This window comes from Photobacterium aphoticum (assembly GCF_001029435.1).
Classification (GTDB): domain Bacteria; phylum Pseudomonadota; class Gammaproteobacteria; order Enterobacterales; family Vibrionaceae; genus Photobacterium; species Photobacterium aphoticum.
Window position 1 is genome coordinate 37,784 of sequence record NZ_LDOV01000030.1, and the last position, 22,553, is coordinate 60,336.

Below are 22,553 nucleotides of genomic sequence, written 5' to 3' on the forward strand. Positions count from 1 at the left end.
ACTGAAGAGAGACAGAGAAGAGAGAAGAAAAAAGTTTCAACGGCCTAAACGGCCAAGTGCACTGAAAGTGGTGGTATTATTTCAGTATGAACTTCAATAAGATAGCCCCCTGTTTCCTCCGCCCTAACGTTATCCACAAGCAACGACCTTTTTGCATAACACGCATTGTTGATACCTTTCATGATTCTATCACTAATGGGTTGTTAATAAGGATAAAAATGCCCGTGCTGTTAAAGAACCGATTCAGTCGCTGACTCATAGTATTTCAGCTTGTGGAAACGTTGCAACGGGTGTCTGGCGGATTACGGTTTTTTCACTGTGCATTGTGAGACAAAGCGGCCGTGTGTTTGCCAATGGGTAAAGCAGGCTTTTAGCAGCTGGGCATCATACAAAGCATTATGGGGTTGACCGGCATCTGCCATCATTGAGTGAGCGGGCAATAACTGTTGGCGTGGGGTGAGCGGGTCAATCTGCTGCAAGGTCAACAGTGTTGAAAAGTCATGCACGATATAGGTTAACGGGGCGGGCAAGTGTAGTGAACCGCCAAACAGTTGGCAAAATAGCACCCAATCGTATGCCGGGCAATCAGCCCACATCTCTATATCATCATACACACTTAACCACTCTGTCAGCGCTGCCGCAATGTGCGGTTCGGTGTCAAATATCCATGTACTTTGTTGTGCGGTGCTGAGCGCATCATGGCGAAAGGTTGCCTGATTGTCTGGTTGGGTCAGCCATTGCATATGGGGCAGCACATGTTGCTGCAACCACGGGTCTAGGGTATAGGTTTTTGCCTCCATGCACTCGGCATAAAATGTGCGTCCGTTTTCATCCACCAAGGCCAGGCTCAGTAAACGTGCCGATTGGGTCAGTGCGGTAAATTCAGAATCAAAAAACACTCTCACCGTCTTATCCTTTTATGTGCCGTTATTTTCTCATTGTAAAGCGGGGAATGCCCCATGCCAACGGCCAAGCGCACTGAAAGGATGATCTCTGAATGTAAGTTCGCAGTTCCTTCTTTGTTTCAACGGCCTAAACGGCCAAGCGCACTGAAAGACTATCAAATTTTAGTGGGCACCCAATACAGAATGTTTCAACGGCCTAAACGGCCAAGCGCACTGAAAGCAAAGAGTATGTTGATGATACTTTCAACAAACTGTTTCAACGGCCTAAACGGCCAAGCGCACTGAAAGAGTTTCGTGAGAAAATGCATGCTAACAAACAGCGAAGTTTCAACGGCCTAAACGGCCAAGCGCACTGAAAGACGGTAAATTTTTACTAAAAATGCGGATAACCGCAGTTTCAACGGCCTAAACGGCCAAGCGCACTGAAAGACAATAAGACAGCTATCGACCATGCAAAATTCTACGTTTCAACGGCCTAAACGGCCAAGCGCACTGAAAGAAGTCCTGTTCAACACCCATGTGTCACATGGTGTTAAGTTTCAACGGCCTAAACGGCCAAGCGCACTGAAAGCACATTACTGATGTGGATGCGTCTGTTCATTCAGACTTGTTTCAACGGCCTAAACGGCCAAGCGCACTGAAAGAATTAAGGATGTTTGATTATGAAATTCATGAATGTGGTTTCAACGGCCTAAACGGCCAAGCGCACTGAAAGTCCGTGCGGATAAGAAATCCGATCAAGTCATAAGGAGTTTCAACGGCCTAAACGGCCAAGCGCACTGAAAGGGTAGCATTATTTCAGTACGCACATCAATAAGATAGCACCCTGTTTTCTCCGCCCTAAAGTTATCCACAAGCACCGGCCTTTTTGCATAACACACATTGTTGATACCTTTTATGATTATATCACTAATGGGTTGTTAATAAGGATAAAAATGCCCGTGCTGTTAAAGAACCGATTCAGTCGCTAACTCATAGTATTTCAGCTTGTGGAAAAGTTGCAATAGGCTCTCCCCATATATCAAACGACTTTTTTCGGGCATTGTGAGGCAGCCAGTAAAAGCGCAAACTGTCTGTATCATCCACGTATTTTTTGCAGCGTTTTTTCAGCGTGGTTAACGCTTTATTATCCCTCAGGGTGATCTCAAACACCGAGTATTGTACACGCTCACCATACCCCAGCAGTAACCGGCTGAGGCGACGGCGTTTCTTGTCATCTTCTATATCAAAGCAAGCAAGGTAAACGTACATGGTTCAGCTCCTTTTGTGTCAGTGATGCGGTGTGTTTATTGGGGAGTCCAAGGGGTAAATACGGTATCAAGCTTTAATGCCATTTTGACGTCTCGCGTTTGTTGCAAAATATCATCAATCAATCGTGTTTCTTTTTTGGACCGTTGGTAAGTTAACGCCGTCAGTAGTGCCGTCAGGAAGGTTTTTCTGGCCGCCGCACTCATCTCACAACCCTCATCGGTAAGGGCAAAGTCTTCCGGTTTTAACTGGCGTTTATGCACCATCGTTAGCACGACACGCTCGACAATCACGCGAATAGGTTCCATTAAATCAGAGGCAAGTGTTTTGTGCGCTCCGTGATTTTGGTGATAAAAGCCCGCCCATGGACACAGCCCCACCATTTGAATCAGGGTGTCACATAAGTGGTAGAGATAGGTATACCCCAGCGAGAGCATGGCGTTAACGGGATCGGTTGGCGGGCGTTTATTGCGGCCATTAAAGTCCCATTCTTCCGGGAGGCTTTCCCTGAAAAATTGCCACAACAGTTTGGCGGCCTCACCTTCATGCCCCAATAGCGTTGCACTGTCTTCCACCCGTTGGATTTTTTGTTTGATGCGTTTCAGTGCCTCTTTGCCATGCCAGTGAGGATCGCGGCGGGTAATGAGGGCAATTTGCCCCGTTACACGGGCAGTGATCACGGCCTTGGCATATTTTAATGCGGTATCCGGTTGCTGAAATTGGACCGTTTGTAACAACCAAAGCGGGTAGCCATGCGAGGGCTGGTTCGCACAGGCGACGCCTTGGTACTGACCGTATCGTGAGGCGAAGTGAACAGGAATGCCCTGTTGCATCGCCATACGCAATGCCGGTGTGGTGATATGGTGAGGGCCGAGTAATAACACGCTTTCGATGGCTTGCCAGCTGAAATAGCGATCTTTGTCCTCTTGCGTGACTTTGAGTTTGTTATTGTGGCATGTCAAAAAGGCAAGGCTGCCCGTAATGATTAGGAAGGTGCCTAAATGCTGGCGTTCACCGATTTTCTGTTCGGTTTTCGCCTTGGCGACAGTGAGTTCGCGCGCATGGTTGGGGTAAGCGGCATTCAGCAGGTGTGCTTCTTTTCGGTAGGCGGTACTGGTTTCAATGGCGTAACCGTCAATAAAGAGAAAGCCGAGATAACGGAATCCTTTTTTAGCTTCCACAATATGGGTTTTACGCGCTTTGAGGGTTAACCCATGTTCATTCAGAGAGGCGATAACGTGGGGGAGCGCCTGTTGGGCTTGTTGCTGTGAGGTAAAGAGCAACACAAAGTCATCAGCATAACGTACCAACTGGTAGTCCAGAGCCAGCATATCGCCATCAAAGTCATCCAGAATCAGGTTGGCAAGCAGAGGGCTTAAGGGCGAACCTTGAGGGAGCCCTTGTGTACGGGGGATTTCATCGCCGTCTGGGGTACGAATAGGCGCTTTTACCCAGTTCATGATCACGGGAACTAAAGGATCTGACGGGAACAGTAGATGCAGACGTGCGGCGAGGTTTGTCCAGCACACACTGTCGAAAAAGCTGTCGACATCACTTTCTAATGCCCACTCATAACCTTGACGAATAGCATCGTTAATGGCGTCTTTGGCGTTGAAACGGGAACGCCCTTTACGGTAACCGTAACTTTGATGTTTCCATAACGGATCGAATGCTTCATTGAGTAAGCTGGCGACGGCTTTTTGCAGTACACGGTCTTGCCAAGGGGGAATAGAGAGTGTGCGGGTGCCACCGTCGTCTTTGTCTATATCGACTTGTTGCAAGGTGGGGGCGGTAAAGGTGCCCTCAAGCAATTGTGCACATTGCTGGCGCAACTGGGTCAGGGTGTGTTGCTTTTGCGTTTCAGACAGATCACCGCGCCACGATTTATGCAGCGCCTCGGTTATGCGGCTTTCGCTGATACTTTGGTGCAATAGCGCATGCGCCGCAGAAGGCTGGGGAATACACGTTTCCCCATTAAGGGTGAACAGTGTAAAGCGCCCTAAACCAAATGCCCGGCTTTGGCCTATCCCTATAAATTGGCCTAATACCAGCAGGGCGACACACCAGCGGGGCAGTTGTGCTAACCCTTGGCAGTGTGCGGTAAATAAGGTGCCCCCCATATTTTTCTTATCTTGTGTGTAAGATGCCGGTTGCTGTTTGTGCTTATTCTGCCCGTAGTGATGAGCGATCCAAAAGCTGATTTCCGGCGTGAACGTAAAAGAGGGCCACGCTGTGCGGGCATAGCGTGTGCCGCTGATTTGCTCGATTAAGCCGATGAAGGTGTCGTTTAGGCGCTGTGCCAATAGCGCATCTGTCAAATCTTGTTTGTTGTGGCAATACCGTTGCGTGCCTTTGCGGTTGGGCGAATTGTTAGCTTGAGAGGCCATTTTTTTTAACCGCATGGGCGTGGTGCAACGTAACTGGCATTGGTCTTGCTCTTGCCAAAATGCGACATATTCAGCCAGGGCATCTAAGCCAAATGGGGTGCAGTCTTCAAGTTGCGTGACATCGTGTCCGGTGAAATAACATTGTATGCGGTGGCAGCGGAGGTTTTGCTGAAACACGGCTGTGCGAGGCAGTGCGTCGGCACTGCGAGGTAAATGTTGCAGTGCGGTAAGGGCGCGTTGCAGTTGTGCGGTGCCGTTGGCTGTGGCCGTTAAGGTGAAGCGGTACAAGTCGCCCGTTTGGTAATGGGTATGGCCATTCTCTAACGGTTGAATGCCGAATCCATCGCTAAACCCTGCCGGGCTACCACACAGCGTGCGTAACCAAGCATGTAGTGGTACGTGATGAAGAAAATCGGTTTTGATGGGGTGTGTGACGGCCAGTGTGACGACCACACTGCGCAATGGCAGAAGCTGAGCGATGGGTTCAATACTGTTAAGAGGTGGATTTATCATACCGATGATCTTCCTTGGTATGCCCCTCACAGAGAGGGGCGGGTAGGGTTATTTTTTACGGGGAGCGAGGGTTTTCACCAATGGTTGTGGTGGTGTGTTACCTTGCAGTGGCTTAAGGCTTTGATAAGGCTGTTGTATTGTTTTCTTTGGATTATTCGTGGCTGTAAGGGTGTCGTCGTTATTCACAAACCATTCAAAAATTTTGGCATCACTTCGCTGGCCGCCAGGAAGCGGGTAGCTAATAGGGGCATCGGTGAAGTTATTTTCATCCGCCAACATCGCAACCTGTTGCAAGGCTGTTTGGATAATCAGCGGGTTATCCGCATGGTTAAGTGCCGGGTGTTCGCTTAACGCTACGGGGTGGGCATGTAACGACTGTTGTTCTAGGTCGGCCAAGTATTGTGCCAAAGCCGGCTGGCATTGCTGTGCCTGCATGGTGGTGAGCCATTGCTGTTGCTCAGCATTCGGCTGATAGCCGCTTAAGACTTGTTGGTATACCGGTGAGGTTTCTAATGTGCTGTAGCGCTGTTGTGGTTGTTTGAGAAACACGCCCAGTATGTCTAACTCAACCTTGCCATAGCCGTAGGGCTTACCCATGCCCAATTGCTGATGAAAGGTCGGGACCCCCGTGTTTTGTTTGGCGCCCAGTGATGCCAGTAACAGTGACAACTCCTCTTGCGTAAGGTTGTCGAATTCAATGTGAAAACCAAAGGCCGGGGTTGTGGAGGCTGGAACGACTTCTGCAATCGTATCCATCGCGTCAGTGCCTGTAGTGCCCCTTGTCTGTTCTTGTGTGTGTTGTAAATAACGTTTTCTGCCACTGAGTGAAAAGGCCGTTTTTTCATCAGTAATCTGTTTTTTTCCTAATCCTTGCCCTTTGGGTGAAGACAAGTAGAGGGATGGGCTGGGTGGTTTGGGAGATGACAGTGTTAACGGGTGACTGAGTCGAGTTCCAAGATCCGCATTCAGTTTGACGGCATCGTAAAAGCGGACGCGAGAGGCCAGTGCACGCCCTGCCTGGTGGTTGTTACCGGCGGTTTCAGGCAACGTTTCGACGGCGCCAAACACACATTCAGCGGGCGTCAGTGATTGGGTGTCACTGCGTTGTCCCCAAGGTAAATAATGGTCGTGGCCTGCGTTTTTCATGATGCCGTAGGTAGATTGCCCCGTGACTTCCTTACGCCAAATTTGGGAAAGGGATAATTCAGTTATGATTTCTTTTTCACAGTCTAATTTGAAGTAATAGATGTCTCCTTCTTCAACGTGATGAATATCGCCTTTTTTATGTTTTTTCCAATTATTAGGGATAAGGTTATTATGTCTATTGTTATTTAATATGGCGTTAAATCGTTCCAGTACTTCTTTGGGTATGGTAAAGGCTGTTGTTGAAGCTAATTTTTCATCTGAAAATGGGATTAAATATTCATACAGTTTAGTTGTTGGTAGTTGAGCGTCTCTTTTTTCAATATCACCTTTGCAATACAGGATGCATTTTATGAAATCGTTTTTATTAAGTGATGGATTTACATTTATATGCTGAAAAAAATCTTGAGATGTACCAAAAAATGCATCATCCGCTTCATCAGCTGGCAGATGAAGACCGCTGAGCATGTATTCGTTATTCTTAATTTGGTCTATTTTTAATTTGCCTGGGTACCCACTTTCGCAGAGTGAATCAGCAATAGATGTAAATTCATATTTTTTCTTAATGAAGATAAACTTTGGGTTGTTATCGTTGTGATGGTAACACTCAAGAGGAACATTAAGTCGACTTAAAAAGTTTCCTGTGACTTCAACAGATTTACCACAGACATTATTATAACAATGCACATGGTAAATCAGAAAATCTTCCCAAAATTCAGTGTTTTGATAGCAGCACTCATCAAGTACTTCGTCATTATATTCTTGATTAAATTCAGGCAAACCACTCTTGTCTGTGAGGGTAAGACGCCCAAGGTTGAGGGGTTTTAACTTTAATTCATCATTTTCACGGACAATCAACCCTAGTGTTGAAAATGTGTTATCCGGTGAAGCCGTCACACGTGATGAATAATGAGTATCATTAATGACCCTCATCGCCGAATCACTGATGATTTCCGCTGTACTGGCGACCATGCCCCGCAGGCTATTGGCAGGGATACTGAGCTGAGGTGTCCCTGGGTTAGCCGGCGTGGTGGTGCGGTAAAAGCGCACGGTATCTGCCGGAGTGTCTTTATCATCGTGAGGGGCGCCGTCACCCACAATCAGGCCACTTTTATTGGTTAAGGCAACATAAATCGCGCCACTGAGGGTATTGGTTTGCCATCCTTGATGGGTGACATGAGTCTGACCCGTTTTGATGGTGTTGTAATCCAGCCCGTTGTTTTGAGTATGGGCCTTGTCATTAAAGGGAATGAAATGGAACGGGTTGTAGAAGGTATGGGTCATGATACGTGCTCCTGTTGGGCAACAAAGGCGAGGTTGAAGGCATCCATCAGTTCGCCAAGGTTGGGCAGGGATGCTTGGTTCCAATAGGCAATAAACTGCCCCCAATGCGTGATGTGCGGACAGTCAGCCGCGAGCACACTGTCGGTTATCTGGATATGGGCGGTGGTTTTCCCAAAGCCTTTATTTTTTAAGCCGCCCAGCAGTAATTCGCCGTCCAGTAAGTCGCGCAGGATAAGCAGTAGCATGGCCAGTTCGCTGTGGTATTGACGGCTGAACAAGCGGTTGTCGATTAACAGCTCGCCCTTGTAGTCGGTGATTAGGCATTTTTCGACCGAGTACAGAGCCCCGTCTTTGACGCCGCCGGTAAAACGGTCGATGGCAATGAAACGTTGCTCGGTGAGTTGCGGTTGTTGCGCCACAAAGTCTGTGAGTTTGATGGTTGAGGCATGTTGCTCATCGCCAAAGAGCCGGCTGAGTAATGCGGTGGCTTTTTGTTCGGCCGTGTGTGCGTGGCGTTGACCGTCGGAGTCTGCAAAAAAGTGATTCAATGTATTGAGAATTTTCTGCCCTTGGTGGCGCATGACCCCGCGCAAGCTGGTGGCGGGCAGAATGATCTCGCCTTGTGTGTTACGTAGCAGTGTCGCGACGTGATAGGACTGTGCTTTACCTTCTTTTTCTTCACTGTGCTCAGCGGTTTGGCCAGAGCCAATAAACAACGGCGATAACGGGGTGAGGGTAATAGCGACACGGGTGTAACCGCTATTCGCTGGTGTGCAGTCCTCCGTCTTGATGGGCAGGGCATGCACATAGTCAGAGAGAGGTGCTGCCGATTGAGCAGAAAGCCACTGCATGTAGTGCGCTTGAGTAATGCCATACAGGTTATCCATACACAGAGAAAAGGCGCCAAATTGATTGTTGCCACCTCGTCCAAGGGTAAAGTGCGCATTGCCCCAGCGCTGCAGTAAGGTGATGAGTGCGGTAAGTTGTTGCTGGGTGGCTTGTTCTATGTGCACCGTGAAGGTGAAAGGCGTTCCGGGTTTGATGCCGTTATGGTCAAACAAATGGGCGTCTTTTGCGGTACCGGTGACCGGGTCGATACGGTTACGTGTTCGCGTATGGGTCAGCGAGTCGGTTTTGTTATCAAGACGGCAATAGGCATTAAGAAACCGCACATTGCCGCCAACACTGGTTTGGGTTTGGGTTTGGGTTTGAGTTTGGTTTTCCTGCAACGAGGCTTTGTCACCAAAGATCCACTGGGTGTGGGCCTCAGGGGTATCAAAACAACGGGCGGCATTACGTACACTGCCTTTCAGGCTTGAACCCGGAATATAGAAGCGTTGGTCTTTGTCCTGGCACAGTGCCATCTCATTTTCAGTAATGCGATGAAGGGCTTCACTGTGGTGATTTTCAGGTTTGATCTCGCTGTCTTTTGTGACACGTTCACCGTTGCCAATGCTGAGTGGCGTTAAGGGGGTAAGTGTCGCTTCCAGGGTGAGGTGGTAGTAAGTCTCTTCCATGTCAGTGTCCTTATGCTGTCTCTGTGTCATTGACGGGACCAAAGCGGTAACCGGTTTGTTTCAGGGCGCTTGAGTTTTGGTTATACGTGGCTTGGTATGTCGTCATGACACTGATCTCGGCGAAGCCGTTTTGCGGCATATAAGGGGTGGAGCGCCAAGAGAGCGTGTTACACGCGACGGGCAATCCGCTGTGGCAATATGCGGCCAGTTGTTGTTTCAGTGCCGTGACATCTTGTGCCAGTACCTTAAAGGCAAAGGTGCTGCCGGCGGTGACCAACATGTGGCTGTGATATGCGTGATCTTCAGATGTACGGAAACGGTGATAGAGGTAATCCCCGCCGACGACTTTTGTGTCTGCATGGAAGGCGAGAAGTTGTACTTGACGCTGGCCATCGACGGTAAAGTGTTGGTCGAAATAGTGGGTGAGCAATGTCTGCAGCGCCGTACGAGGCGTTGAAGCGTGCTGTTGTAATTGCTCATGTGTAAACAGCTGTGCATCACTTTCCAGTTTGATTACAAATAGCCCATCGGGCTGCAAGCCATGCTGGTCTAATGACGGTAATGCTATGTTGTCAAAGTGCATCGCAGTGAGCTTTGCCTTGGTTTTACCGGCTTGCAATAGCCCTTTTCTTAATAGCGTTTGCAATGTGAGGCTAAGCTGACGTTGTTCCGCATGAGTTGCTGCCGTTGTTGGAGGGAGCGAGAAGGCGGTTACCCATTGCGTGTCGGTGTTATCAACGACTTCAATGGCATGCAATTGGCTGTTTTGCGCTGACAGGGTGTTGGCATCGACGGCCGTGTGGACGCTGAGGTGGCGTTTTGGGGCATAGCCGTTGACGTTAAAGGCCGTACTTGTCGCGGTATCGGGGGCGGATTTGTAGTCGGTTGGAAAGGCGCCGGCGACAATGTCTGCGCTGCTTTTTAGGGCATGCGGCGTGGCACAAGTGGCGGCATTAATGAAGATGTCTTTCTTGCCGACGTTGAAGCATTGTAGCGATAAGGGGGGTGATTGTGGTCGAGTCAGCCCTTTGCCGTTATTGACAGAAGGTACCGGCAGCGCGTGTTTGACCACCAGTTCATCAAAATAGATTTTGAGCGGGTGATCACTGACTAATTGACGGAAGTCCGTGCTGTTGGCGATACACGCTTTGATGGCATTGCCCGGAATGTCATCTGAAGTGGTGAAGGTGTTGTTCGTTTTACTGCGCGGTTGGGCAAAACAGAGTGGTCGGTCAGCCGAAAAGGCGACGGTAAGTGCTTGCTCTGACAGCGTGGTTGACAGGTGTGTGGTTGACAGGTTTGTGGTTGATAGCTGCGTAGATGTTTGCCGATCAGAGGCTGGCTTTATTTCATCAAACTTCACCTTGATGTCTGCGATTTGTCCAAACCCAACGGTTTTGAACGCGCCCAGTGCGCGGATATCTTGTATGGCTTTGTTGAGCCATGTTTCCAGTGTGGTGGCGTTTAATGCGGCGCTTTCTTTGAAATACCCCATTCCCTCGAAGGTGACGCGGGTATTGGGGGGGTATTTTGCGTCAATAACCTGAATGTGCCCTTTTTTAACGGTACCCGTGTCCTGATCAATTGCGATTCGGTAGTGTTTAGTTTCACGGCGCGTACTTTCAGTGGTGTCGACATCATCTGAAGACAGTTCTGTTAAATGCCATGGAAAGACCAAATGCCCATTGGTGTAAGGGGGTTCATTGTGTCCTTTTTCAGTATGTTTAGGGACGTCATTTTTTTTGTTGCCAAACCCTTCCATGAGGACGGAGGTGAGTGGGTCACTCGGCACTAAGTGCTGCCATTGTTCGAGTTTATGGCGGATATTGCCTTTGAGTAAGGTACCGTTGATGAGTAGCTTGCCGTCTTTAGATTGGGCAAAAGTATCCAGCCCAAAGCGCATGGCACCAACGCCTTTAGTGATAAAAGGGGCAACAAGCGTGAGTGTGAAAGTCACATTGTAATCTTTCATAGGTGGCCTCCGGCTTGATAGTGGGTTGTTTTAGGGTGCTCTGGGGCGAGGTAGTCGTACAGTTCCAATAGGTGAATCCAGAATAGGGTATTGGTGTTTTGATATTCGCGAGGTGTTTCAATGGTCGGCTGTTCATCTTCTTCTTTGTCTTTCACCTTGATGGATAGGGGGGTGAAGAGTGTCAGTAGATACTTGATGCTCTCTTGATGATCCTCGCCGTTGCTGTACAGCACTTTGTTTAAGGCATCCCCTAATTGAGCTGTGGTGCCTTTGCGGTTGGCTTTTTCTTGTTGTGATGATGATCCTTGTGCTTCAATCTCGGCCGCTTGAGTGGCAATGGCCTGTTCTACCAAGTGATACATAGAAGCGCGAGGTAAGGCGTCGAGTTGGTTTTTTAGGTTAGGGCAGATATTGGGATCGCCATTGCCGCCTAAACGGAAAGTATCGGTTAATGCCAAGGGGGTTCGGTATTTGGCTATCTCACCGTATTGTGCCTGCCAGAATTCGGATAACGCTTGGGTGGGGTAGTCGATAGATTCCAACACCATATAATCGAAATAGGTGTGCTTGCGGCCATTTTCGAGTGATTTAATGTTATCTGCCAGTGAGATAGCGGCCGTTTGCGCTTTTTGAATCGGTGTTTTGTGGCTACAAAACACCATGCCAATAGAATGGGTCAGTATGTTTTTATTGATATCGAAAGTGCCATAGTCCGAAATAAAGTGATCTAAAACGCGAAAACCCAGCCAGGCTGGGACCACAATTGTCATTTCATCGCCGCCCCATAAGAGCGTTTCTAATGGAATAAAAGAGCCACCTTCATCAAATTGGATAGCCCCCTGAATCTGTAGAAACTGCACTAATGATTGAAGGTAAGCATCCCGTTTTGCTTTAAGGGCGACATCAAAGTCACGCTGAGCTTGGATTTGTTCAGCATTCCCCATTTTTGATTTGATGATATTGCGCTGAATTTTGCCGAAGCTATTGCCGTCTGCATAGATAACGGCCACTTTGCCATTCAAACTGAGTACATCATGGGTACCAGCCAGCGCTTCTAAATCATTGGGAAAGGCGTATACATTGCTGACGTGATGTTTTTCCTCAGAGCTGGATGTCTTTGGATTATACAGGCTCGTTTTTAAGTCTTTTCCATATTGATAGCGATAATGTGTGCTTCGGCTAATGGCATGCCCTTTAGCTGCTTTGATGTAATGACGGGTCACATCCGCTGGGAGTACACCATTCAAGGCACAGGCAGCGTGGGCGTTATGCTGAACGGGTAAGATGGCGCTGCTAAACTGTGTGGCTTGGTCGTGCCGGCCTTTGGCGAATAAGACTTCTTTGGCGGTCAGGTAATCTGTCGCCGATGCCGTATTGACGGTAAAACTGAACATGTCAGTGAGTGCTAAACCGTCATGGACTTGATCCAGCATTTGCCAGGCCAACGATTCGGCTTTTTCAAGCGATAAGCCTGTCACTTCGAAAATGCCGGTTGAGCCGCCGAGCGTAATTGCAGAGATGGCTTCGCCTTTTTCTTTATTGCAAAACTCTTTCGCAAAGACTTCAAATTTCTCTATTGCGTCTTTTAATAAATGGCTACTGCCACGAATAACGCTGAGCTGGTTGGTATCTAGGATGGTGTTATAGATATTGACCGCTTCTATTTTTAAATAGGATTTATGTTGCGACATTTCTTCCTCCCTGAATTGGGTGTGCATACCATAGGATGACCAGTCGTTGCGATTAATATTTAATCAGCTGCCGCCATGTAAAGATGCTGTTTTTTGGGAAAAATGTAGATTTTGAGACAGGAGCTGCAAAGGGAAGAGAGCATGAGATAGCGATGTAAAAGTATTGTTGTTCGCCTCACGTTTTTGTAATACGAGGACTTATTCATTGATAATTGACTCTAAAATGCATGAGCTAAATTAATGGTGCTAAGGACAGTGAATGACAAGATTAAGTGATAGCGAAAATACGCCGAATCAATCATCAATTTGGGCTGATGCCATTGTTCACGACGGCGACAACGTGTTGCGACCACTGTCGCCGTGGTCGCCAACCATTCATCGGTATCTCGATCATTTACACCGACACGGCATCACGCAAGTGCCCCGTTGTGTCGGCATTGAAGGCGATCAAGAACGCCTGACGTTTGTGGCGGGAGAGACCTTCAATTATCCGCTGACGGGCGATATTGCCCATTTGGATGCATTGACTTCGGCGGGGGCGTTACTGCGCCGTATTCATGATGCGTCAGTGTCTTTTTTGTCAGCGCCTTTTCTCACTACAGGCGTCGATGAGCGTATTTGGATGTTGCCGCCACGGGAACCCGCCGAGGTGATCTGTCACGGGGATTTCGCGCCTTATAACGTCGCGCTGCAGCAAGGCCAAGTCGTCGGTGTATTTGATTTTGATACCGCTCATCCCGCGCCACGGCTGTGGGATTTGGCTTATGCGATCTACTGCTGGGCGCCGTTTAAGACCCACGAAGCAGACAGGCTTGGGACGTTAGACGATCAGATTCTTCGTGCAAAAGCGTTTTGTGACAGCTATGGGGTAACCCAAGCGCAGCGAGCAGCTCTCGCCGCCGCGATGGTTGAGCGCTTAACTGCTTTGGTGGATTTCATGCACACGGAAGCGAATAGCGGCAATGTACAGTTTGCTGCCAACATTGTCGATGGACACCATTTGGCGTATGTCGCTGATATTGCTTATATCCAACGTCATGCGGTGGCGATTACGCAGGGAATATTGATGACGTCGGATCATGAATAACTCCGTGAAATTGCAAAAAGTATCATAATCGGTGTGTATTGTGTTTTCTTTGATACTTATCGTCCGCTTTGTGTGGAAGGGCTGGGGTACACTTGCTCTCGAACTTAAGAGAAGGAGATGACCCATGAAGACCGCCCGTTTTTTCCGCAAAACCCCTGTATTGGCTGCGTCTATGCTGTCACTGAGCCTGCTGGTGGCACAATCAGCCAATGCGTTTGAGCTGACCAGTAAGGATATTCAGGAAGGCCACCCGATGGCGAAGACCTTTGAATATAACAGCTGGGGCTGTGATGGCGGTAACCAGTCACCACAACTGATGTGGAAAGATGCGCCAAAAGGCACTAAGAGCTTTGCGATTACCGCTTATGATCCGGATGCACCGACTGGCAGTGGTTTCTGGCACTGGGTAGCGTATGATATTCCGGCGAATGTGACGGCCCTGCCTCGCGGCGTCGATATCAACAAAATCGGTGGTAAAACAGCCCGTATTGATTACGGCACCACAGGCTTTGGCGGCGTGTGTCCACCGAAAGGCGACGGTATGCACCGTTATCAGTTTACGGTTTGGGCGTTGCCAACCGCGACGTTGAATGTGGGTCCTAACACCACGCCAGCAGTGATTGGTTTTACGTTGAATAACATGGCATTAGGTAAGGCTAAGTTAACAGCAACCTTTACCCGATAAGCCGTAACAAGATAAGACAAGGGGGAGCGTGATGGCGCACCAATATCAAACGACATGGTTTCGTGCCGGGCAGCAACAACCGCTGCGCAATGTGCGGATCCACTCTCCCAGTCTGATCCACATTCTGTCGGGCAGTAAACGTCTGTTCTGGCAAGACAGTACGCAGGAGGTCGTGTCCTCTTCTGGACTGTTATGTGAAGCGGCTGCCTCATTGAGTTTTGATAATGTGCCGCATCAAGGCCGCTTTCTGTCACGCATGATCAGTTTTCATTGTCAGCCGACAGAGGCGATGCTGGCCATGAGTCAGTCTCGCCCTCAACCTGAAACATCACCGATAATCCGTATTGATACGGCGTTAAACGCCACACTTGATGCGCTGTTTTCGTTCGATCTCAATACCATGAGTGAAGCGACCCAAACGTATTGGGTCATGGGGCTTTATCAACAATTGGCAGAGCAGGGGACATTGCATCTGCTCTTTCCGGAAACCACGTTGTCGTTCAGCCAGCAACTCAGCCGTTATTTGTCGCATTCGCCCGATGAGGAACATCCGCTAGAGCAGGCGGCTACCCATTTTGCCATGAGCCGCGCCACGCTAATTCGAAAACTAAAAGCGGAAGGGCGGCAATATCGCGATGTGCTGGCGGAAGTGCGTTTAAATCATGCGTTGTATTTAATGCAGCAGGGACAGACCAATGTCGCCATGCTGGCACAATGTTGTGGCTATCAATCTGAAGGGCGATTCAGCCAGCGTTTTAAAGGGAAGTTTGGCGTAACGCCGAGCGGGTATTTAAAAACGTTATCTGCTGATGTGTAAAAGCTAAAGTGAAAGGGCATGTTATTTGACATGCCCTTTTCGTGCTTGTTATGTGTTAACGTGACAGCCTGTTATGCCGTTTCTGTCGTGGAAATGGTATCAGTTTCTGTCGATGTTTTTTCAAATGCGAGAATGTCGGCAGGCTGGCAGTCCAGAGCCTCACACAGCTTATCGAGTGTTGATAAACGTATGGCTTTGGCTTTGCCATTTTTTAACACCGATAAATTTGCCTCGGTAATATCGACGGCTTGCGCTAAGGTTTTCAAACGCATTTTTCGTTTTGCCATCATGACATCTAAATGAATTCGAATCGTCATTATTTGTTCCTAAACCGTGTGACGCTGTTCATCGGCCAGTTTATAGCCTTCCAGCATGACCCATGAAATGATCAAGAGAATTCCCCCCAATAAGACAGTAGCGGCATCTATACCGTTAAAGCCCAGTACGATGAGGCGCTCTCCAGGAGGGTTGTTGAAAGACAGAATGACCGATATCACCGTGCTGTATACGACAGAGCCCCCAACCCAATAAAAAATAGTCATCCCTAATTTTTTGTAGCTCTGTGCATTTTCCAACGTAAATATGTTGTTGTTTTCATAGTTGTGAAAAAGGCGGATCAGCACGGTTAATGCATACATAATTATGCTGCAAAGTAACAGGCTGGCCAGTGCTGCCAAGACGCGTGTTGTGACCGAAAGAGGTTGCTGAGTGTATTCAGCAATGGTGTCGGTAAACGCAATAATAGCCAATGGCGCATCATATTGAGTATGAATGGTGGCCCAGTAGTAACAGGTCATGATGGGTACTAGCACTAACAGACCTTGAAATAGTTGTCGAATACGGCGGCATTGCGTTTGAATCGCTGACATAAAACATTTCCTTTGTTGGATAATCATGTGCTGACCTTACGTATCGACTTTTCTTCTATCAATAAATAATTATCGTAAAACGATAAATTACAGTTGTTTTACGATGGCTCTCATGGGTTTTTGAAATGTGTTGTAACTGATGTTATTGATGGTAGGGGATAGCATTAATGCGGAGAAACGAAGAGGCAATAAAGTGTAAAAGAATGAACGTGAGGGAATAAAAAGAGGGATCGTTGATCCCTCTTGAAGTGTGAAATGTTGTGTTTACATTATTTCAGCGATCAGAACACGATCTTAGAAATAAAGTAGCCAGCGGTTACGGCAGAAATCACCATGACAAAACCTGGCAGGATGTAACTGTGGTTGACCACGTAGGTGCCAAGTTTGGTGGTACCGGTACGGTCGAAAGACACACAGCCGATTTGTCCGGCACCCGGTACGATGAAGTCACCACAAGTCGCAGGGTAAAGGGCAACAAGCAATGCAGGTGGAATACCCATCGCGGCGCCCAAAGGCATCAGTGCCGATACCGTTGCAGACGGGCTGAAAATGACCGCTGAGAAGCAGAACAAGATCAGGCCGAACATCATTGGCGCGCTTTCTACCATGCCTTCAAAGGTGGTTTCAAAGAATGGCTGATACGCGTTAAAGAACGTACCCGTCATCCAGGAAATACCGAATACGCCCACGACACCGATCAAACCCGAGCGGAATACTGAGCCTGAGGCGAACTTATCACTTGGCACTTTGGCGAAGATGATAATGAACAGCGCACACGCCAGCATCACCATCTGGATCAGCATTGGCGTCGACAGTACCACCGTCTTGCCGTCGATGTCCCAAGATGGCAGCAGTGACTTGAACGTACCGAACAGAATGACAGTCGCTACGCCTAAACCGAACAACAATACGCTCAGTTTTACCGTTTTAGTTGGCTTGTATTCTGCGCGTTCAGCCATGACCGCTTCGTCTTCGTGTAGCATTTGGTATTCACCAGAGGCCACGCGACGCTGGAATTCAGGATCATTTTCAAGTTCAGCACCACGCTTGTACACGAAGGCACAACCACACAGGGTACCGATCACAAATGCTGGCATGCTCACTGCAAGGATCTGGAAGAAAGACACACCGTACATGGACAGGGTCGCAATCATACCTGCTGTTGCCGCACTCATAGGACTTGCGGTGATAGCGATACCTGAGGCGATAACCGCCATTGACATTGGACGTTCAGGACGGATTTTTGCTTCCGCCGCCACTTCCGCGATAACCGGATACACCGCAAACGCCACGTAAGAGGTACCACAGAACACCACAAACATGGAGGAGATCAACGGCCCCAAAAACGTAATGGCACTTGGCTTTTTACGCAGTAATTTCTCGGCCACACGCACCAAGAAATCCAGACCGCCCGCCCCTTGCAGCACACTGGTACAAGCGATAACCGCGATGATGATCAGCAATACGGTGATTGGCGGAGACGCAGGTTGCAGGCCAAAGCCCAGCACCAGAATACATACCCCTAAACCACCGGCGGCACCCAGGCCGACGCCACCAAATCGGCCACCCACGCCGATACAGGTCAGAACTACAGCCAGCTGTAGCCAAAATTCAATGCTCATAGTTACTCCAAAAAACGGGATCACTGCGCGTCATCCCGTTCACTGTCTGTCTGACCACTCACCGAGCAGATGAGCGGTTGTTTGAGAGAAGAATTATTCTGCGATGATGGATTCAGCGCGTTCGATCTGTGCCAATACTGCTTGTGGAGCCGTACCGCCGAAAGAAATACGGGCAGATACACAGGCTTCTAGCGTGATGTCTTGGTAGATGTCTTCTTCAATAGATGGGTGGAAGTCACGGAACTCTTCCAGGCTCAGATCGTTCAGTTTCTTGTCGTGCTTGATGCAGTAGTTCACCGCAGAGCCAACAACATGGTGCGCTTCACGGAATGGCAGGCCTTTACGTACCAAGTAGTCCGCCATATCGGTTGCCACTGAGAAACCACGGTCAGCCGCATCACGGGTGTTCGCTTCCAATACCACCATTTTCTCGATCATTGGTGTGATCACCTGCAGTGATAGCTGAAGCGTATCCATTGAATCGTAAACCGCTTCTTTGTCTTCACTCATGTCAGTGTTGTACGCCAGAGGCAAGCCCTTCATGGTGGTCAGGATCGCCATCAGGTTGCCGTACATACGACCGGTCTTACCACGGATTTTCTCTGCGATATCCGGGTTCTTTTTCTGTGGCATGATGCTTGAGCCAGTACAGAAGTCGTCAGACAGTTCAATGAATTTGAAGTCTTGGCTTGAGAACAGTACCAATTCTTCAGACAGACGGCTCAGGTGCATGAAACAGATAGCCGCTGCTGCGTTGAATTCCACCATGTGGTCACGGTCACTTACGGAGTCGATGCTGTTTGGTGTTGGCGCATCAAAGCCCAGTAGCTCAGCCGTGTAGAAGCGGTCGATGTCGAACGTGGTACCTGCCAGTGCTGCAGAGCCTAGTGGACACAGACCCATGCGCTCGTACAGATCTTCAAAGCGAGAGTAGTCGCGCTCTAGCATCCAGAAGTACGCCATGATCCAATGAGAGAACAGGATTGGCTGGCCGGTTTGCAGGTGGGTGTAACCTGGCATGATGACGTTGATTTCGCCTTTCGCACGCTCAACGATCACTTTTTGCATTTCGCGGATCAGCGCAAGGTTTTCTTGGATCACGCCACGCATGTGCATTTTTGAGTCCAGCGTGGTTTGGTCGTTACGGCTACGTGCGGTGTGCAGTTTACCGCCGACAGGACCGATGATTTCCGTCATGCGCTTTTCGATAGACATGTGCACGTCTTCGTCAGCGGTGTCGTAAACGAATTGGCCTTCTTCGACTTCTTTCGCTACCGCTTGCAGGCCTGAAATAATCAGGTCGGCTTCTTCCTGAGTGATGATGTTTTGTTTGGCCAGCATGGTTGCGTGTGCAATGCTGCCTTTAATATCCACTGGGAATAGGCGCTTTTCAATTAGGATCGTTGCGTTAAACTCTTCAACAAGTTTATTTGTTGGTAGATCAAATCTACCGCCCCACAATTTGGAAGACATAAAAACCTCGTACAAAATTAATTAAATTAAAAATTACAGCAATAAAATCCCGTCTGGATTAAATAAAAATCCATAACAGAAAAAACAAATTTGATAACGATTTTGCGCAAGCGGAAAATAAACCCAATAGCCATAATGGCATTGAATAGATACAGTTAACCCGTAAATACAAACAGATAGAATGTAGTAGGTTTGTTCCGTAGGCAAAAATGCGGGTGTTAATAAAAGTAGCGAAAGTTGCTAATAATTATTAACAAAAAGAAGGTTAGGTAATTGAATCAAAGTTCAATCGACGATAATTACCTTGAAATGTTAGACCTTTTGGCACAAGCGAATCCTTTACAGTGGCGCGGGTGAGAAAACCGTGTCTCACCTTTTTCAATGGAGGCACAATATATTTTTCTGTTATTAATAAAAGAGTCAGAGGTCACATTATTTATAAAATAGTATTTTAATTAAAATATTTCATTGCTCGATATCACCATCTGTAATGTAACAGGTTTGCAGTACGCTGTTTTTATTTGAGGTTTGGCGGGGAAAAAACGGGGTAGAAGGCGCCCCCTGCTTTTCCTCTCACCTTCGGTCGCTTATTTACCTCCAATACAGCAATGTTTGCTACTGTGGATACAGGTATGTGTTTACGTTCACAAGGAGAGGGATATGGACATGGATTGGGCAAACGGCATTTTGCGGTTTGACTCGTTTTTCGCGGTGACGATAGGGATTTTGGTGCTGTTCGTGGGGCGTCAGCTGAATAACCAGTTTGCGACGTTGAAGGAGTTCAGCATTCCCGAGCCCGTGACGGGTGGGATCGTGTTTTCTGTGTTGATCGCGCTGGTATACGCGGCGTTTGGCATTGCGATTGAGTTTACCTTGATCGCGCGAGATGTGTTGCTGGTGTACTTCTTTACCACCATCGGGATCAATGCCAGCTTGCGTGATTTGGTGAAAGGCGGTTTACCTTTGGTGATACTGCTTGCGATCACGATTGGCTACATGCTGGTGCAAAACCTGACCGGGATTGGCATGGCCGGTTTGTTTGGGCTGGATGGCCCTGTTGGCTTGCTGGGCGGCAGTGTGTCCTTAATTGGCGGGCACGGGACAGCCATTGCGTGGTCGCCACGAATTGCCGAGAATTTTGCTATCAGTAATGCGATGGAAATTGGTATTGCCTGTGCCACCTTTGGCTTGATTTTGGCAAGCTTAATGGGCGGGCCTATCGCCAAGTTTTTGATCACCCGTTATGACTTAAAACCCGCTCAGAAAGAAGCGCTGGATGTGGGGGTCGCAGAAGATACTGACAACGGCAAAATCACCGGTTTTGATTTTTTGGATGCCATCTTTGCGATACATATCTGCGTCATTGTCGGGTATATCTTTAATGAACTGATTGCCAGTGCCGGGCTGCAATTGCCGCTGTTCGTGACCTGTTTGTTCGCCGGTATTGTGATGACCAACCTCATCCACGGCACAGGTATTCGCCGCATTACCGGGACGCGCTGGCCGGCACGTAAACCGGCGGTGGCGTTAATCGCCGATATTTCTCTCGGCACGTTTTTGGCAATGTCGCTGATGAGCATGCAGTTGTGGACGCTGATTGATCTGGCGGGGCCTATTTTTGCCATTCTGGCCGCGCAGTTCGTGGTGGCCGTGCTGGTGAACCTGTTCATTGTTTTCCCTGCGATGGGGAAAAATTACGATGCGGCGGTGATTTGCGCCGGCTTTGGTGGGATCTCGTTAGGTTCAACACCGACAGCCATGGCAAACATGTCGGCGGTGTCCCAGCGGTACGGTAACTCGCACTTGGCGTTTATTGTTGTTCCGCTGGTGTGTGCGTTCTTTATTGATTTGGCTAATGCGCTGATCATTCCTTACTTTTTATCGCACTTTTAGTGGTCTTGATAGTGGGTAAAGGACAGCTTGGGGCTTCTTGCGCGGTGCGGGGCAGGGTACATGCCTCGCACTGGGCTTGTCCGGTGAGTAAGGCTGAAAAACGGTAGCGGTGCTTGGCAAAAATGCGATAGCAAAAGTCTGCCACAATGCGGATTCCCGGCCAGCGTAACAGACGGATCCACCGTTTTTGCCCCACGCTGCGCCAGGCTAATTCTGTCACATCCAACCCTAACAACAGGGTGCCGTCTTCCTGTTGTCCATGCAAAATCGCACTGGCTTTTTCTGGCACAATATGAGGGTAACGTGCCGTAAAATCCGGCTGCATGATGTCTTCAAAACGCAGTAAGCCTTGGTGGTCGGCTTGCATTAATTGTTTCATCTCTGCCACGCACAGTGGGCAGCGTCCGTCATAAAACAAAGTAAAAATCACGCCATCGTCCTTTGGTTGTGTTCACCTGTCAGTATTAACGTGTGGTTGTGTCTTGTCGATCATTTCAACAATTCTTGCCGATTTGTGCGTCATTTTATAAGCAGAAAATGGCATTTATGTCTTAAAGGTATCTATCTGTGACGGCTATCCATTATGATTACTAAGAGATAACGCATTAATGCCTAAGAAAGAATGAGGTAGCCGGATGGCAAAAATGGTTTTGGTGGAAGATGACACCAAGCTGTGTGCACTTCTTGCGGCGTATTTTCGCCAACAGCAGTTTGATGTCACTGAGGTGAATGATGGTGCCGAAGCGCCAGCTGTGATTGAGGCTGTGCAGCCGGATATCGTGATTTTGGATTTGATGTTACCGGGCATGGATGGGTTGAGTGTCTGCAAAGCGGTACGCGAACACATCAGCGGTAAAATTTTGATGCTCACCGCAAGCGATGACGATATCGATCACGTCGCCTGTTTGGAAATTGGGGCGGACGATTTTGTCTGTAAGCCGATTAAACCCCGCGTACTGTTAGCCCGGGTGCGCATGTTGCTACGCCGAGGTGCGCCAGACATGGACGCTGAGAGTCACGAGCCCATTGACATGGCGGATAACGCAAATGCCTTCGCAAATACCTCTGTAAATGCTCAATCCCACTCGACTCATGGGGATGCCCCTCTTGTCCCAGAAGCGGAAAGAGAGCGTCAATATGGTGCGTTGCTGATCAATCAGCGTCAGCGCCGTTGTGAAGTGGCAGGCGAGCCCATCAATCTGACAGAGAGTGAATTTAATTTGCTGTGGTTGTTGGCTTGTCGGCCGGACGAGGTGTTAACCCGTGAGTATCTGGTGCTGGAAACCCGTGGTATTCAGTATGACGGATTGGATCGCACCATCGACAACAAGATTGTGACCCTGCGTAAAAAGCTGGGGGATAACCCGTCACTGCCGCGAAAAATTATCACGGTACGAGGCAAAGGCTATTTGTTTGTGCCAGATCGCTGGTAAGACGGGAACGTAGG

General features: G+C 48.6%; 17 protein-coding genes and 2 CRISPR repeat arrays (1 of these 19 cut by a window edge). Of the genes, 5 read left to right on the forward strand and 12 right to left on the reverse strand.

Features of this window, described 5'->3' with window-relative positions; translation table 11 throughout:
- Window positions 1-69: a CRISPR direct-repeat array (repeat unit 35 nt) (it extends 318 nt beyond the left edge of the window).
- Window positions 70-302: 233 nt separating this feature from the next.
- The 7 genes from ABT58_RS16765 to ABT58_RS16795 all read right to left on the reverse strand — a co-directional run bounded on the left by ABT58_RS16765 (window position 303) and on the right by ABT58_RS16795 (window position 12,660).
- Window positions 303-905 (reverse strand): 3'-5' exoribonuclease domain-containing protein, encoded by a 603-nt coding sequence (locus ABT58_RS16765; protein WP_082211136.1) that lies wholly within the window; start codon window positions 903-905, stop codon window positions 303-305.
- A gap of 116 nt (window positions 906-1,021) precedes the next feature.
- A CRISPR array of direct repeats spans window positions 1,022-1,691; the repeat unit is 35 nt; unit sequence GTTTCAACGGCCTAAACGGCCAAGCGCACTGAAAG.
- Window positions 1,692-1,877: 186 nt separating this feature from the next.
- The gene (cas2, locus tag ABT58_RS16770; RefSeq protein ID WP_047875591.1) at window positions 1,878-2,156 is read right to left on the reverse strand and encodes a CRISPR-associated endonuclease Cas2; all 279 of its coding nucleotides are present in this window, start codon (window positions 2,154-2,156) and stop codon (window positions 1,878-1,880) included.
- Between the two features lie 35 nt (window positions 2,157-2,191).
- Entirely contained in the window at window positions 2,192-5,053 is a 2,862-nt protein-coding gene (cas1, locus tag ABT58_RS16775; RefSeq protein WP_047875592.1) for a CRISPR-associated endonuclease Cas1, read from the reverse strand.
- A gap of 48 nt (window positions 5,054-5,101) precedes the next feature.
- On the reverse strand, window positions 5,102-7,480 hold the full coding sequence (locus ABT58_RS16780; protein ID WP_047875593.1) for a TIGR03986 family type III CRISPR-associated RAMP protein: 2,379 nt from the start codon (window positions 7,478-7,480) through the stop codon (window positions 5,102-5,104).
- Window positions 7,477-8,997 carry an RAMP superfamily CRISPR-associated protein gene (locus ABT58_RS16785; protein WP_047875594.1) on the reverse strand — a complete coding sequence of 507 codons (1,521 nt, stop codon included), beginning with the start codon at window positions 8,995-8,997 and terminating at the stop codon, window positions 7,477-7,479. Before ABT58_RS16785 ends, ABT58_RS16780 begins: the two co-directional genes overlap by 4 nt.
- 10 nt (window positions 8,998-9,007) lie before the next feature.
- Complete coding sequence (locus ABT58_RS16790) at window positions 9,008-10,969, reverse strand: RAMP superfamily CRISPR-associated protein (protein ID WP_047875595.1); 1,962 nt, start codon at window positions 10,967-10,969, stop codon at window positions 9,008-9,010.
- Window positions 10,966-12,660: a hypothetical protein gene (locus ABT58_RS16795; RefSeq protein ID WP_047875596.1), complete on the reverse strand. Its 1,695-nt coding sequence runs from the start codon at window positions 12,658-12,660 to the stop codon at window positions 10,966-10,968. The genes ABT58_RS16790 and ABT58_RS16795 overlap by 4 nt, the downstream gene beginning before the upstream one ends.
- 259 nt (window positions 12,661-12,919) lie before the next feature.
- Here ABT58_RS16795 and ABT58_RS16800 point away from each other — a divergent pair, with 259 nt between their 5' ends.
- The 3 genes from ABT58_RS16800 to ABT58_RS16810 all read left to right on the forward strand — a co-directional run bounded on the left by ABT58_RS16800 (window position 12,920) and on the right by ABT58_RS16810 (window position 15,249).
- On the forward strand, window positions 12,920-13,747 hold the full coding sequence (locus tag ABT58_RS16800) for an aminoglycoside phosphotransferase family protein (protein WP_047875597.1): 828 nt from the start codon (window positions 12,920-12,922) through the stop codon (window positions 13,745-13,747).
- Window positions 13,748-13,871: 124 nt separating this feature from the next.
- Window positions 13,872-14,432: a YbhB/YbcL family Raf kinase inhibitor-like protein gene (locus ABT58_RS16805; protein WP_047875598.1), complete on the forward strand. Its 561-nt coding sequence runs from the start codon at window positions 13,872-13,874 to the stop codon at window positions 14,430-14,432.
- A 31-nt stretch (window positions 14,433-14,463) separates the two neighbouring features.
- The gene (locus ABT58_RS16810) at window positions 14,464-15,249 is read left to right on the forward strand and encodes an AraC family transcriptional regulator (RefSeq protein WP_047875599.1); all 786 of its coding nucleotides are present in this window, start codon (window positions 14,464-14,466) and stop codon (window positions 15,247-15,249) included.
- A gap of 71 nt (window positions 15,250-15,320) precedes the next feature.
- On the opposite strand, the gene ABT58_RS16815 is transcribed toward ABT58_RS16810, so the two are convergent.
- From ABT58_RS16815 to argH, 4 genes are all read right to left on the reverse strand, one after another.
- Window positions 15,321-15,566 (reverse strand): helix-turn-helix domain-containing protein, encoded by a 246-nt coding sequence (locus ABT58_RS16815; RefSeq protein ID WP_047875600.1) that lies wholly within the window; start codon window positions 15,564-15,566, stop codon window positions 15,321-15,323.
- A gap of 9 nt (window positions 15,567-15,575) precedes the next feature.
- On the reverse strand, window positions 15,576-16,118 hold the full coding sequence (locus tag ABT58_RS16820; RefSeq protein WP_047875601.1) for a DUF2975 domain-containing protein: 543 nt from the start codon (window positions 16,116-16,118) through the stop codon (window positions 15,576-15,578).
- Between the two features lie 281 nt (window positions 16,119-16,399).
- A complete protein-coding gene (locus ABT58_RS16825) occupies window positions 16,400-17,740 on the reverse strand; it encodes an anaerobic C4-dicarboxylate transporter family protein (RefSeq protein ID WP_047875602.1) in 1,341 nt (446 codons plus the stop codon).
- 93 nt (window positions 17,741-17,833) lie between these two features.
- Window positions 17,834-19,213, reverse strand: a complete 1,380-nt coding sequence (gene argH / locus ABT58_RS16830; RefSeq protein ID WP_047875603.1) for an argininosuccinate lyase — start codon at window positions 19,211-19,213, stop codon at window positions 17,834-17,836.
- 666 nt (window positions 19,214-19,879) lie between these two features.
- Here argH and gltS point away from each other — a divergent pair.
- Window positions 19,880-21,106: a sodium/glutamate symporter gene (gene gltS / locus ABT58_RS16835; protein WP_047875670.1), complete on the forward strand. Its 1,227-nt coding sequence runs from the start codon at window positions 19,880-19,882 to the stop codon at window positions 21,104-21,106.
- Here the strand turns inward: gltS and ABT58_RS16840 are convergent.
- Window positions 21,078-21,536 (reverse strand): thiol-disulfide oxidoreductase DCC family protein, encoded by a 459-nt coding sequence (locus tag ABT58_RS16840; protein ID WP_053063122.1) that lies wholly within the window; start codon window positions 21,534-21,536, stop codon window positions 21,078-21,080. The genes gltS and ABT58_RS16840 overlap by 29 nt on opposite strands.
- Window positions 21,537-21,741: 205 nt before the next feature.
- Between ABT58_RS16840 and ABT58_RS16845 the strand changes: the two genes are divergently transcribed.
- The gene (locus tag ABT58_RS16845) at window positions 21,742-22,539 is read left to right on the forward strand and encodes a response regulator (protein WP_047875604.1); all 798 of its coding nucleotides are present in this window, start codon (window positions 21,742-21,744) and stop codon (window positions 22,537-22,539) included.
- Window positions 22,540-22,553 lie beyond the last annotated feature (14 nt).